This window comes from Nocardia sp. NPDC051787, from assembly GCF_040681325.1.
Classification (GTDB): Bacteria; Actinomycetota; Actinomycetes; order Mycobacteriales; family Mycobacteriaceae; genus Nocardia.
Map to the genome: position 1 here is coordinate 1 of NZ_JBFAYO010000013.1, position 12,514 is coordinate 12,514.

Sequence of the window (12,514 nt, forward strand, 5' to 3'; positions counted from 1 at the left end):
CCCCGAACCACTCACCACCACACCAGCAACCACCAAAGCCGAGACCGTCACCGGAGCAGAAACACGCATACGGCCACACCCAATCCCTCGACGTCACGGGAGCGGTTGTCCGGGACATCCCCTGCCCGGGTCGCTCAGGACAACGTTGTCCAGGTTACCCACCAGTCAGGTTGTTGTCGGGTATTTCCGGTCAATCATCGCTTATCGGCGGTGAAACCGGTGTCGCAGCGGACTTTCGGCCGGAGGTTTTCTTGCGCGCCGTCTTTCCCGTTCCTTCCGCGCGAATCTCGCGTTCCGCGGATTCCACGGACTCGATCCGGTCCAGAATTCCTTTTATTTCTTCCAATTCGCGGCGCAGGTAATCACGTGTGGCCACCTCACCGACGGCGAGGCGCAACGCCGCGAGTTCCCGGGCCAGAAACTCGGTGTCCGCCTTGGTCTGAGCGGCCCGCATCCGGTCCTCCTCCAAGGCGACCCGGTCCCGGTTGTCCTGCCGGTTCTGCGCGAGCAGGATCAGCGGCGCGGCGTACGCGGCCTGGGTGGAGAAGGCCAGATTCAGCAAAATGAACGGATACGGGTCCCACCGCAGCGTGACCACGAAGACGTTCAACAGGATCCAGACCACCACCAGGATCGTCTGAACCGCGAGATAGCGCCCGGTCCCGAGGAACCGCGCCACCCGCTCGCTGCTGCGGGCCATCGCTTCGGCGTCCCACTCCAGCCGGAACCGGCTTTCCAGCGGTGTCTCCAGGCGCTGACGTGCCCTGCTGTGGCCGATCCGCACGCCGGTGTCGCTCTCGGTCATACTGCGTCCTCCTCGGCATGCGCGGGGCCCTCCGTGGTCACGCTGCGCTGCCGCCTCCGGGCCTGACCGTTCATGCCCGGCCCCTTTCGTCGTTCGTTTCCTGATCGCGCCAGTCCTCGGGCAGGAGGTGGTCGAGCACGTCGTCGACGCTGACCGCGCCGAGCAGGTGATTCTCCTCGTCCACCACCGGCCCGCAGACCAGGTTGTAGGTCGCGAAGTAGCGGGTCACCGCGGCCAGCGGGAGTTCAGGGCGCAGCGGCGAGAGGTCGGTGTCGAGAATGCCGCCGACCAGATGGGCGGGTGGCTCACGCAGCAATTGCTGAATGTGCACCGAACCGAGATACCGACCGGTCGGCGTCGCGGTGGGCGGACGGACCACGAACACCATGGAGGCCAGCGCCGGGGTCAGGTCGGGATTGCGCACCCGCGCCAGTGCCTCGGCCACCGTCGTGGACGGCGTCAGGATGACCGGCTTCGGTGTCATCAAACCGCCCGCGCTGTAGGGGGAGTGCTCGAGCAGCCTGCGGACCGGCTCGGACTCCTGTGGATCCATCAGAGCCAGCAACGATTCGGCCTCGCCCTCGGGCAGTTCGCCCAGCAGGTCGGCGGCGTCGTCGGGGTCCATCGCCTCCAGCAGGTCGGCGGCTCTGCGCGTCTCCAGGTGGCTGAGCAGCTCGACCTGCTCGTCGTCTGGCAGTTCCTGCACCACGTCGGCGAGGCGTTCGTCGTCCAGCGCGACGGCCACTTCGACGCGCCGCTTCTCCGGCAGCTCGCGCAGCATATGCGCGACGTCGGCCGCGCGCATGCCCTCGAACTGTTCCAGCAGCACGGTGACGTCCTGCCCGCGCCTGCCGATCTCGTAGGGGGTCAGGCCGGACACCATGGTCCAGTCGACCACGTGCACGGTGCGCCTCCGTCCCAGCCTGCGGTGCCCGCGCACCGCCACCCGGCTGACCAGCCAGTCCCTGCTGCGGGTCTGCTCGATGCCGAGATCCACCACGTGCACGTCGACGCCGGCCAGATCCGGCAGGTCCGGGTCCTCCACCCGCACCACCGAATCGACGATCTGCGCCAAGGCGAGCATCTCGCCGGGTCGCTGGGTGAAGCGCCGCAGGCTGACCGTCCCGGTGTTCAGCGTGACCACACCGGGCTCGATCGCGGTGACCCGCAGGATCGGCACGAAAATGCGCCGCCGGGTGGGCAGTTCGACGACAAGTCCGTGCACGCGTGGTTGCTGCCGGTCGTAGCGGATGGCCACGACCACGTCACGGATCCGGCCGATAGACTCGCCGTCCGGTCCCAGCACCACCAGGCCGGCCAGCCTGGCGACGTACACCCTGGTTGCTGCCATGCTGCCAGGCTAGAGGTTCGCGGGCGGGTGTCCGCCTCCGCGCCACGATCGACGGGAGTGATCATGAAGCCGCGCCGTTCGGTGCTCGCCTGCCCGGGCAGCAACACGAAGATGATCGAGAAAGCCAAGACGCTGCCGGTCGACGAGGTGTTCCTCGATCTGGAGGACGCGGTCGCGCCGGTGGCCAAGGCCGAGGCGCGGGCGAATATCGTGGCGGCGCTGAACGACTCCGGCTGGGGATCGCAGTTGCGCGTGGTCCGGGTGAACGACTGGACCACCGAATGGACCTATACCGACGTCATTTCCGTGGTCGAGGGCGCCGGCGCGGCGCTGGACGCGATTCTGCTGCCCAAGGTGACCGACGCGGGTCAGGTGCGTGCCCTGGACTTGCTGCTGACCCAGCTGGAGAAGACCTGCGGCCTGGACGTCGGCCGGATCGGCATCGAGCCGCAGATCGAGAACGCGCTGGGTTTGCGCAATATCGATGCGATCGCCACCGCGAGCCCACGGGTGCAGACCCTGGTGTTCGGTCCGGCCGATTTCATGGCCAGTATCAACATGCGCACGCTGGTGGTGGGCGAACAGCCGGAGGGCTACGACACCGGCGACGCTTACCACCACATCCTGATGACCATCCTGCTCGCCGCCCGCGCGCACGGACTCCAGGCGATCGACGGCCCGTACCTGCAGATCCGGGATGTCGAAGGCTTCCGGCGGGCGGCCGCGCGCACCGCGGCGCTCGGGTTCGACGGCAAATGGGTGCTGCACCCCGGCCAGATCGAAGCGGCGAACGAGATTTTCAGCCCGCGCCAGTCCGACTACGACCGCGCCGAGGAGATCCTGGACGCGTACGCCTTCCACACCTCCGCCGCCGGTGGCGCCCGCGGCGCGGTCATGCTCGGCGACGAGATGATCGACGAGGCGAGCGCCAAGATGGCCCAGGTGATCGCGGAGAAGGGCCGGGCCGCCGGAATGACGCGCGCCACGCGTTTCACCCCGACGCCGGATCGTTAGCGATAGCAGAATAGAGACATGACGAATCCCTTGGGGAACTCGAACCGCGCGCGGCAGGGCCTTCCGACGCCCCCGTCGGGCTGGCCGGTCGGCTCCTACCCGACCTACGCCGAGGCGCAGAAGGCGGTCGACTATCTGGCCGACAACCAGTTCCCGGTGCAGGACGTGACCATCGTCGGCGTCGACCTGATGCAGGTCGAGCGGGTCCTCTATCGGCTGACCTGGGGCAAGGTGATCGGCGGCGGCGTGGTGTCGGGCGCCTGGCTCGGCCTGTTCCTCGGTCTGCTGCTGAGCCTGTTCACCACCAGCGGCGCGTTCGGGCCGCTGCTGGTCGGCCTGGTCGGCGGCATCATTTTCGGCGTCATCTCGACCTCGATCCCGTACGCGGCGACCAGGGGCCAGCGCGATTTCGCGTCCACCATGCAGCTGGTGGCGGGCCGTTACGACGTGCTGTGCGACCCGAAGTCGGCCGAGCAGGCGCGCGACATGCTCGCGCGGCTGGCGATCTGACGCATGGAAGTACTGGAGACGGTCCGCACCGCGGTGCTGGGCCATTTCGGTGTGGATGCCGCTGGCGTCGACGCGGCGTCGGTGACCTTCCTCGGCTTGGAGCCGATCGAGATCCTGCGCATCGTCGACGGCGATCTGGTGCACTACGCGACCCTGGGCGGCTCCAGGCACCCGATGGGCGATCCCACCGCGCTGCACGCGGACCCGGTGCGCGGGCCGCGCGCTGAGCTGGTGCTGACGCTGCGGTCCGGCGTCGGCGCGAGCTCGGGACTGGCCAAGTCGCTCGGCGTGCTTGCCGCCGCGCCCGTCGTGGAAGGCGTTGTGCTGCAAGCGGATGCGCTGATGGACCTGGGTGAGCCGATGTGGCGCGACGCGCCGTTCACCGCGGTTCTGCTCGGCGACAGCGAGATTCCCGACGTCGTGCTGCCCGAGCCGGCCGAACCGGTGCGGTACTTCGTGGTGACGCCCGTGACAGCCACCGAGGCGGCGTGGGTGCGGGTCCGCGGCGCGCAGGCATTGCGGGAGGCTTGGCAGGAGGCGGGGATCGACGTGCGCGATCCGGGGCGCGGCGCGGCCAGCCTGTGAGCCACGGCGCCGCTACAACCACTTGTTGCGGCGGAAGGTGATGAGCAACCCCGTGCAGATGGTGACGATGACCAGCCACACCGCCGGATAACCCCAGACCTGCTTCAACTCCGGCATGTGCTCGAAGTTCATGCCGTAGATACCGGCGATCATCGTCGGCACGGCCGCGATCGCGACCCACGCCGAGATCTTGCGCATGTCGGTGTTCTGCTGCACGGTGACCTTGGCCAGCGCGGCGCTGATCAGCGCGCTGAGCGCCTCGTCGAAGTCGTTGATCCGCTCCGCGATGCCGGTGTGGCGCTCGCTGACGTCGCGCAGATAGCGGCGAACCTCCTTGGGCACCGGCAGGTCCGGATTGTGGCTGAGCGACTCCAGCGGCGCGGCGAGTGGATTCACCGCGCGCCGCAGTTCCACCACTTCGCGTTTGAGCTGGTAGATGGATTCGACGGTGACCTTGCTACGTGGGGTGAAGGTCAGCTCTTCCATCTCGTCGATATCGTTCTCGACCGACTGGGCCACCTCGATGTACGAGTCGACCACCCGGTCGGTGATCGCGTGCAGTACGGCGCCCGGCCCGAGTGACAGCTGCGCGGGGTCCGCCTCCAACGCCTTGCGTACCTCCGCGAGCCCGGAGTGCTCGCCGTGCCGCACCGCGACGACGAAGTCCGGGCCGGTGAACACCACGATCTCGCCGGTCTCCACGATCTCGCTGACGGTGTTCATTTCGTGCTCGACGTAACTGACGGTGCGCAGCACCAGCAGGAGCAGGTCGTCGTAGCGCTCTAGCTTGGGCCGCTGGTGCTTTTGCAGCGCGTTGTCCACGGCCAATTGGTGCAGCCCGAATGTCGCCGCGATATCCGCCATCTGCGTCCGGTCCGGATCGTGCAGGCCTACCCAGACGAATCCGGTCGCCTCGTCGCGCACTCGCGCGAGCGCCTGCTTGTGGGTGAACCGGCCGGGTAGGCGTTTGCCCTCCACGTAGACCGCGCAGTCGACGATCGCCCGTTCGGTCGGCACCGGGATGAACCGCGGTTGCGGTGCCCGGCCGGGTCCGCGAAACGACGAGAGCGGGGAAAACGAAGGCACGGTCACGATGCTACGTCGCTCATGGGTGCCCCGAAGGCCGCCTGCGCGTGCGGGACGATGTCCACGCACGGTAAGACTGAGGGCGTGCGTATCGACTTGCATACCCATTCGACCGCGTCCGACGGTACCGACACTCCGGCCGAACTGGTGCGCAACGCCGCCGCCGCGGGCCTGGACGTCGTCGCGATCACCGATCACGACACCACGGCGGGATGGGCGCAGGCCGTCGACGCGCTACCGAGGGGGATCACGCTGGTCCGCGGCATGGAGATGTCCTGCGTGGGTTTGGGTGAGGACGGCTGGCCGGTTCCGGTGCATTTGCTGGCGTATCTGTTCGACCCGTCCGATCGCTGCTTCGCCGACGAGCGCGAGCGCCTGCGCGCCGAGCGGGTGGAGCGGCTGCGCGCCATGGCCGAGCGGATGGCCGCCGACGGTCTGCCCATCGATCCGGACGCCGTGCTCGCCTCGGCCGGGCCGTCAGCGGGCCGCCCGCATCTGGCGCGAGCGCTGGTCGAAGCGGGTGTGGTGCCGAGCGTGGGCGATGCGTTCACCGAGTTGCTCGCCCCGCACGGGCGTTACTACGCCGAGAAGGCCGACACCCCGCTGCACCGCGCGGTCGAGATGATCGCGACCGCGGGCGGGGTCAGCGTCCTGGCCCACACCAGGGCGCGCAAGCGAGGCAGGCTGCTCGCGCTCGACGACATTCGCGAGCTCGCCGGACTCGGACTCGGCGGCCTGGAGATCGCGCATCCCGACCACTCCGCGGCCGATCGCGCCCTGCTGACCGACCTGGCCGCCGAGCTGGGTCTTCTCACGACCGGTTCATCCGACTACCACGGCGCGAACAAATCCATCCGGCTCGGTGAATTCACCACCGACCCAGCCCAATTCGAGAAACTGGCGAGCAAGGCCACCGGAGTACCGGTGATCGCCTCGTGATACTGGTGCGTGGGCTCAGCGGCCTCGTCGCCGCGGGAACATTCGCGGGAATGCTCGTCGTGGTCGGCACCGCCGTCATCGCGGATCGCCGCGGGTTTCCCGGGCCTGGCGGCGAGTCGGTCGCCTGGCATGTGGTGGCCGCCGCCGTGGTACTGGCGGGGCAGATCTACGCGGACCGGCACCGGGGGATGGCCGCCTTGACCGGATCGGCGGTGGTTTTCCTCGCTGCTGGACTTTTGCTGTGGACACAGTGGTGGAGCTGAGCCCTCTGCTTTGGTTGCGGGCCGGTGAATTGTGCCCGAACATTTCTCTTTGTGAGTGAACTCGAGACGGACGTACTGGTTATCGGCGGTGGTCTCGCCGGTACCTGGGCGGCCGTTTCGGCCGCCGCGGCGGGCGCGACCGTCGTGCTCGTCGACAAGGCGAGATGCGGATCGAGCGGGCCGACCGCCTACGGCGCGATCTCGGTCTGGCACATTCCGCCTGGACCCGCTCGGGACGAGGCGGTGCGGCGCGGGTACGCACACGGCGGCGGGCTCGGCGATCCGGAGTGGATGCATCGCGTGCTCGAAGAGACCCATCAGCGGGTCGAGCAGCTGGCCCGGTGGGGCCATCGGATCTCCGCCGCTGCCGCGGCGGGCGCGCCGCCGCGGCGGGTACATCTCGACGGCGCCGGTTATCTGCGGCGGATGCGTCGCGGCGTGCGCGAAGCCGGGGTACGCGTCCTCGATCACCATCCCGTGCTGCAGTTGTTGGTCGACCGCGACGGGGTGGTGGCGGGTGCCACGGGGCTCCAGCATCGCAACGGGTTCCGGCGCTGGACCGTGCGCGCGGGTGCCGTCGCGGTCGCCACCGGTGGCTGTGCGTTCCTGTCCGGCGGCGCGGGCACCGACGTGGACACCGGAGACGGACTGCTGTTCGCTGCGGAGGCGGGCGCCGAGCTGTCCGGGATGGAGTTCTCCAGCGCCTACGGGCTGACCCCGGCAGGGCACACCGAACCGGCCCCGCAGCCGAATCTCGCGCTGCACTTCGCCACTCTCTACGACGAGTTCGGTAATGAGCTGCCGGGGCACGGTTCGGCCGCACTCGCGGTCATCGCCGATGGTCGCCGGGTATTCGCCACACTCGATGGCATGCCGGAAGCCGCGCGCGCTCGGCTGACGCGCGAGGGTGTGGCCGACCGGGCGCGGTGGGTGCCGATGCGTGCGGTCCTGCAGGGCACGGTGCGCGGCACCGGGGGACTGCGCATCACCGGAGCGGACTGCGCCACGTCCGTCGCGGGCCTGTTCGCCGCGGGTGACGTCGCCAGCCGCGAGTCGATCACCGGTGCGGTGAGCGGGTTCGGCGGGCTGGGCGGCGCGTGGGCGATCGCCTCCGGCGTCTGGGCGGGCGCGGGCGCGGCGAAGTTCGCCCGTGCCGCCGACCGGCGCGCCCCGGCGCACAAGGTGCCGGGAGCTGGGCTCGGCGCCGTGGCGCGGATCGACCCGAGGGCGGTGGTCGGGCTCGTGCAGGAACACACCCTGCCGCTGCGGCGCAGCTACTGGCGCAGCGCGGGCAGCCTGCGGCCGCCGCGCTGCTCGCGGTGGCGCGGTGGACGAAATACAGCGCGCTGATGCGTACCGAGAGCCGGGGCATGCACCGCCGCACCGATCACCCTGGTGTCACCGATCATTGGCGGGTGCGGCTGATGTCGGGCGGGGTGCGTAGCGTGTGGGTGCGTCCGGATGCGCCGACGACGCCGCCGGAGGAACCGGCGCGCGATATCGTCGCCTAGAGGCAGACGAGCGGAGTTCGCTCCGGGTCCGCGTCCGGTCGAGAGGGCGGCGGCAGCCGCATAATGGGCGCGGCCGGGCGTAGTTCGTCCGCGGTCCACGCCGGGCCGAGTGAAGGCCGGGGCAGCCGTCGAGGTCTCACATACTGGGGGCGCCGATCAGTGCGACAACTCACCGCGTCCTGGCCCTGAGGTGCGAGTTTCCGCTTACCTCAGGGTAATTCCCGCGACTTACCGTGAAATGATGACGCGCGACACAGGCCAGGGGGAACCGGTTTGGCAACTCGCCTACCGGACTGGCAGAATGTGTCGGATTCCTTACCTACGCCACCGCCGGGTAGGGGAGTTACGGAGATCTCCGCCTCGCGACGTACCGTCGCGGCCCGAGAGATCACACCGCATGTTCTGTCCGGACCCACCCGTCCGGTTCTTGCTTCGCGGATCAGTGCCGCGCCATGCCATCGAGATATCGGCAAGCCGTGTTCGCTCGCTCGTAGCCGCTCGAAACATCCCGGTCAGCGCACTCGATGAGCGTAGTGAAACGTCTTATACCCATTACCCGGTGGTAACCGTCCCCCGGTTTAGCCCGACCCGAGCAGGAGTGAAATCGTGTCACCTGTGACTGACGCACCGAATGCCACCGCAAGCCTTTCCGAAATCACCAACGACGAAATTTTCGCGGGACATCTCGGCGGCAAGCTCTCGGTCGAACTCAGCGCGCCGTTGGAGACCCAGCGCGATCTCTCCATTGCCTACACGCCCGGCGTCGCCCAGGTCAGCCGGGCGATCGCGGAGGACGCGACGCTGGCCAAGCGCTACACCTGGACCGATCGGCTCGTGGTCGTGGTCAGCGACGGCACCGCCGTGCTCGGACTCGGTGACATCGGCCCGCGCGCCTCGCTGCCGGTGATGGAGGGCAAGGCCGCGCTGTTCAAGAAGTTCGCCGGGCTGGACTCGATCCCGATCGTGCTGGACACCAAAGACGTCGACGAGATCGTCGAGACGCTGATCCGCCTGCGCCCGAGCTTCGGCGCGGTGAATCTGGAGGACATCTCCGCGCCCCGCTGCTTCGAGATCGAGAAGCGGGTCATCGAGGCGCTGGACTGCCCGGTGATGCACGACGACCAGCACGGCACCGCCATCGTGGTGCTCGCCGCCCTCAACGGCGCGGCCAAGGTGCAGGGCCGCGGCATCGAGGGCCTGAAGGTCGTAGTGTCCGGCGCGGGCGCCGCCGGTGTCGCGTGCACGAACATCCTGCTCGCCGCTGGTGTCGCGGACGTCACCGTGCTCGACTCCAAGGGCATCGTGAGTCGTGACCGCGGCGACCTCAACGAGGTGAAGGCCGAGCTGGCCACCCGCACCAACCCGCGCGGCCTCACCGGCGGCGCGGCCGAGGCGCTGGCGGGCGCCGACGTGTTCCTTGGCCTGTCCGCCGGTTTGATCGCCGAGGAGCTCATCGCGTCGATGGCGCCGGAGTCGATCGTGTTCGCCATGTCCAACCCGGACCCGGAGATCCACCCCGAGGTGGCGCGCAAGTACGCCTCGATCGTGGCCACCGGCCGCAGCGACTTCCCGAACCAGATCAACAACGTGCTGGCCTTCCCCGGCGTCTTCAAGGGCGCGCTGGACGCGGGCGCGCGCCGGATCACCGAGGGCATGAAGATCGCCGCGGCCGACGCGATCCTCAGTGTCGTCCTCGACGAGCTGGGCCCGGAGAAGATCGTTCCCAGCCCGCTGGACCCGCGGGTCGCCCCGGCCGTCGCCGAGGCGGTCGCGGCCGCGGCTCGCGCCGAGGGTGTCGCGTAGGGCGAGTCTTCCGCACAGAGACCGAGGGCGCCCCGTTCGTATCGAACGGGGCGCCCTTGTCGTCGGAGCGTCACGGACGGAATGCCCCGGAGCGAGCTCAGTCCGCGGTCCGCAAATCCGTGGCGGGAGCGATTGCCAGCCGCGGTGATCGGCGCAAACGGCCGGTCCCCGGCGTGCCGGCCCATACCGTGAAGGCGAGCAGACCGTCCAGCAGCATCGCGAGGACGGCGACCAGCAGCGCGCCCACCAGCACCCGGTCGTAGCGGTAGAGACTGATGCCGTCGAAGATGTAGCGGCCGAGTCCGCCGAGGTTGACGTAGGCGGCGATGGTCGCGGTGGCCACCACCTGGAGCGTGGCGCCGCGCAGCCCGGTGAGCATGATGGGTAGCGCATTGGGCACTTCCACCCGGAACAGGATCTGCCGCTCGGTCATACCCATGGCCCGCGAGGCGTCCACGACATCGGCCGGGACGTTGGCGATTCCGGCGTACGCGCCGGCCAGCAGCGGCGGGATGCCGACCGTGACCAGCGCCAGCAGCGGCGGGATCAGACCGAGTCCGAGCAGCAGCACCACGAACGTCAGCAGGCCCAGTGTCGGTAGCGCGCGCATCGCGTTGGCGAAGCCGACCACGACAGCCGCCCCGCGCCGGGTGTGGCCGATGACCAGGCCGAGCGGCACCGCGATCGCCGCCGAGACGGCGATGGTCAGGACGCTGTACCACAGGTGCTGGACGATGCGGGTTTCGATGCCCGATGGTCCACCCCAGTTGGCGCCGTTGCTGAAGTAGTGCCAGGCGTCGATGAAAAGGTTCATGCGGCACCGCCTTTCGCTTTCCCGAGCCTGGCGTCCGCACGCGCCCACGGTGTCGACCAACGGCCGAGGGCGTACACCACGCGGTCGGCGACCAGTGCGAGAGCCAGCGTCACGATGACGCCGGCGATGATCTCGTCCGGATAGTCACGCTGATAGCCCTGGGTGAACAGCTTGCCGAGCCCGCCGACGCCGATCAGCGCGCCGACCGACACCATCGCGATATTGGTCACCACCACCACGCGCAGGCTGGACACGAAGACCGGGACAGCCAGCGGCATATCGACGGTGAGCGTGCGGCGCAGCGGGCTGTAACCGACCGCGTCGGCCGCGTCGAGCACGGTGGCCGGCACCGAATCCAGGGCCGCGGGAACCGCGATCACCAGCAGCGCCGTGGAATACACGGTGAGCGCGATGATCACGTTCAGCGGATCGATGGCCGAAATCCCCACCAGCGGAGGAATGATCACGAGCAACGCCAGCGACGGAATGGTGTAGGCCAGGCTCGCGGCGGTCACCGTTACCCGCCGCAGCCACGACACCCGCCGCACCAGCGCGCCGATCGGGACCGCGATCACCAACGCCAGCAGCAGCGGCACCAGCGCGAGGTAGAGATGGGTCGCGGTGAACCCCATGATCTCCGCGAAGTTCTCGACGAGATATTTCATGTCGATTCGCCACTCACCGTGCGTGCTCTTCGAAGAAGTGCCGGTTGCGTTCGGCGTCCTCGTGCGCACGCTGGCCCGCCAGCTGCTCGAGCACCTCGGTGGCCAGCACGCCGCCGCGCACGGCACCGGAATCGTCCACGGCGACACCCAATCCGGACGGCGAGGAGATCGCGGCGTCCAGTGCCTGGCGCAGGTCACCGGACGGGGTGAACAGCGAACCGCCCGCCGACATGCTGTCGGTCAGCGCGCGCCCGGCGCGCACGCCCTCGACGCCGGTCACGTCCACCCAGCCGAGCGGCTTACCCGCCGCGTCGACCACCAGCACCCATTCGCCCGCGTCCAGCCGCAACGCGGTCACCTCGTCCGCGACTGCCGTCCGGATCTCGTGCAGCGAAACGTCACTCGCGGTGCGGAAGGACAGTCCGCGATAGCCGCGGTCGCGGCCGACGAAATCGGCGACGAAATCGGTGGCTGGCTGGGCGAGCAGATGTTGCGGCGGGTCGTATTGCTGGAGCACACCGCCACGGCCGAACACCGCCACGCGATCGCCGAGTGTGATCGCTTCGTCGATGTCGTGCGTGACGAAGACGATGGTCTTGCGCAATTCGGCCTGTAGTCGTTGCATTTCGACCTGCAATTCGGCGCGCACCACCGGGTCGACGGCGCTGAACGGCTCGTCCATCAGCAGAATCGGCGGGTCCGCGGCCAGCGCGCGGGCCACGCCGACGCGCTGCTGCTGCCCGCCGGACAGCTGCGCCGGGTAGCGATGGGCCAGCGACCGGTCCAGGCCGACCCGGTCCAGCACCTCGAGCGCGGCGGCGCGGGCGGCGCGGCGCGAGTCGCCGCGCAGCACCGGGACGGTCGCCACGTTGTCGACGACCGTCCGGTGCGGCAGCAGGCCGCCGCTCTGGATGACGTACCCGATGCCGAGACGCAGACGAACCGGGTCGAGGGTCGAAATATCCTGTCCGGCAACGCTGATCGTGCCGGAACTGGGAACGATCATGCGGTTGATCATCCGCATCGAGGTCGTCTTCCCGCAGCCGGAGGGACCGACGAACACGGTGAACGAACCGGATTCGATGCGCAGGTCGAGGTCGGCGACCGCGTGCGTGCCGTCCGGATAGGTCTTGCTGACACCGGAGAACTCGATATCGGACAACAGTTT

12 protein-coding genes and 1 pseudogene are annotated in these 12,514 nt (G+C 69.0%); 7 read left to right on the forward strand and 6 right to left on the reverse strand.

What is annotated here, in order from left to right; translation table 11 throughout:
• Positions 1–190 precede the first annotated feature (190 nt).
• Together AB0M45_RS15760 and AB0M45_RS15765 are read right to left on the reverse strand one after the other, a co-directional pair.
• Entirely contained in the window at positions 191–805 is a 615-nt protein-coding gene (locus AB0M45_RS15760) for a DUF1003 domain-containing protein (RefSeq protein WP_364328544.1), read from the reverse strand.
• A gap of 70 nt (positions 806–875) precedes the next feature.
• Positions 876–2,156 (reverse strand): CBS domain-containing protein, encoded by a 1,281-nt coding sequence (locus AB0M45_RS15765; RefSeq protein WP_364328547.1) that lies wholly within the window; start codon positions 2,154–2,156, stop codon positions 876–878.
• Between the two features lie 63 nt (positions 2,157–2,219).
• Between AB0M45_RS15765 and AB0M45_RS15770 the strand changes: the two genes are divergently transcribed.
• Genes AB0M45_RS15770 through AB0M45_RS15780 form a run of 3 tightly spaced genes read left to right on the forward strand, consistent with a single transcriptional unit; the run spans position 2,220 to position 4,265 of the window.
• Positions 2,220–3,170, forward strand: a complete 951-nt coding sequence (locus AB0M45_RS15770; protein WP_364328550.1) for a CoA ester lyase — start codon at positions 2,220–2,222, stop codon at positions 3,168–3,170.
• Between the two features lie 18 nt (positions 3,171–3,188).
• Positions 3,189–3,680 carry a general stress protein gene (locus tag AB0M45_RS15775; protein WP_364328553.1) on the forward strand — a complete coding sequence of 164 codons (492 nt, stop codon included), beginning with the start codon at positions 3,189–3,191 and terminating at the stop codon, positions 3,678–3,680.
• A gap of 3 nt (positions 3,681–3,683) precedes the next feature.
• Positions 3,684–4,265 carry a suppressor of fused domain protein gene (locus AB0M45_RS15780; RefSeq protein ID WP_364328556.1) on the forward strand — a complete coding sequence of 194 codons (582 nt, stop codon included), beginning with the start codon at positions 3,684–3,686 and terminating at the stop codon, positions 4,263–4,265.
• Between the two features lie 12 nt (positions 4,266–4,277).
• Here AB0M45_RS15780 and AB0M45_RS15785 read toward each other — a convergent pair whose 3' ends face one another.
• Complete coding sequence (locus AB0M45_RS15785) at positions 4,278–5,360, reverse strand: magnesium and cobalt transport protein CorA (RefSeq protein ID WP_364329012.1); 1,083 nt, start codon at positions 5,358–5,360, stop codon at positions 4,278–4,280.
• Between the two features lie 75 nt (positions 5,361–5,435).
• Between AB0M45_RS15785 and AB0M45_RS15790 the strand changes: the two genes are divergently transcribed.
• The 4 genes and pseudogenes from AB0M45_RS15790 (at position 5,436) to AB0M45_RS15805 (ending at position 9,867) form a co-directional block, all read left to right on the forward strand.
• A complete protein-coding gene (locus AB0M45_RS15790) occupies positions 5,436–6,290 on the forward strand; it encodes a PHP domain-containing protein (RefSeq protein WP_364328559.1) in 855 nt (284 codons plus the stop codon).
• The gene (locus tag AB0M45_RS15795; RefSeq protein ID WP_364328562.1) at positions 6,287–6,553 is read left to right on the forward strand and encodes a hypothetical protein; all 267 of its coding nucleotides are present in this window, start codon (positions 6,287–6,289) and stop codon (positions 6,551–6,553) included. The genes AB0M45_RS15790 and AB0M45_RS15795 overlap by 4 nt, the downstream gene beginning before the upstream one ends.
• 51 nt (positions 6,554–6,604) lie before the next feature.
• Positions 6,605–8,128: pseudogene (locus AB0M45_RS15800) on the forward strand (FAD-dependent oxidoreductase).
• A gap of 551 nt (positions 8,129–8,679) precedes the next feature.
• A complete protein-coding gene (locus AB0M45_RS15805) occupies positions 8,680–9,867 on the forward strand; it encodes an NADP-dependent malic enzyme (protein ID WP_364329015.1) in 1,188 nt (395 codons plus the stop codon).
• Between the two features lie 97 nt (positions 9,868–9,964).
• On the opposite strand, the gene AB0M45_RS15810 is transcribed toward AB0M45_RS15805, so the two are convergent.
• Genes AB0M45_RS15810 through AB0M45_RS15820 form a run of 3 tightly spaced genes read right to left on the reverse strand, consistent with a single transcriptional unit; the run spans position 9,965 to position 12,508 of the window.
• Positions 9,965–10,681, reverse strand: coding sequence for an ABC transporter permease (locus AB0M45_RS15810; RefSeq protein WP_364328565.1), 717 nt, complete (start codon positions 10,679–10,681; stop codon positions 9,965–9,967).
• Positions 10,678–11,346: an ABC transporter permease gene (locus tag AB0M45_RS15815; protein WP_364328568.1), complete on the reverse strand. Its 669-nt coding sequence runs from the start codon at positions 11,344–11,346 to the stop codon at positions 10,678–10,680. Before AB0M45_RS15815 ends, AB0M45_RS15810 begins: the two co-directional genes overlap by 4 nt.
• Before the next feature lie 13 nt (positions 11,347–11,359).
• Positions 11,360–12,508, reverse strand: coding sequence for an ABC transporter ATP-binding protein (locus AB0M45_RS15820; protein WP_364328571.1), 1,149 nt, complete (start codon positions 12,506–12,508; stop codon positions 11,360–11,362).
• Between the last annotated feature and the right edge of the window lie 6 nt (positions 12,509–12,514).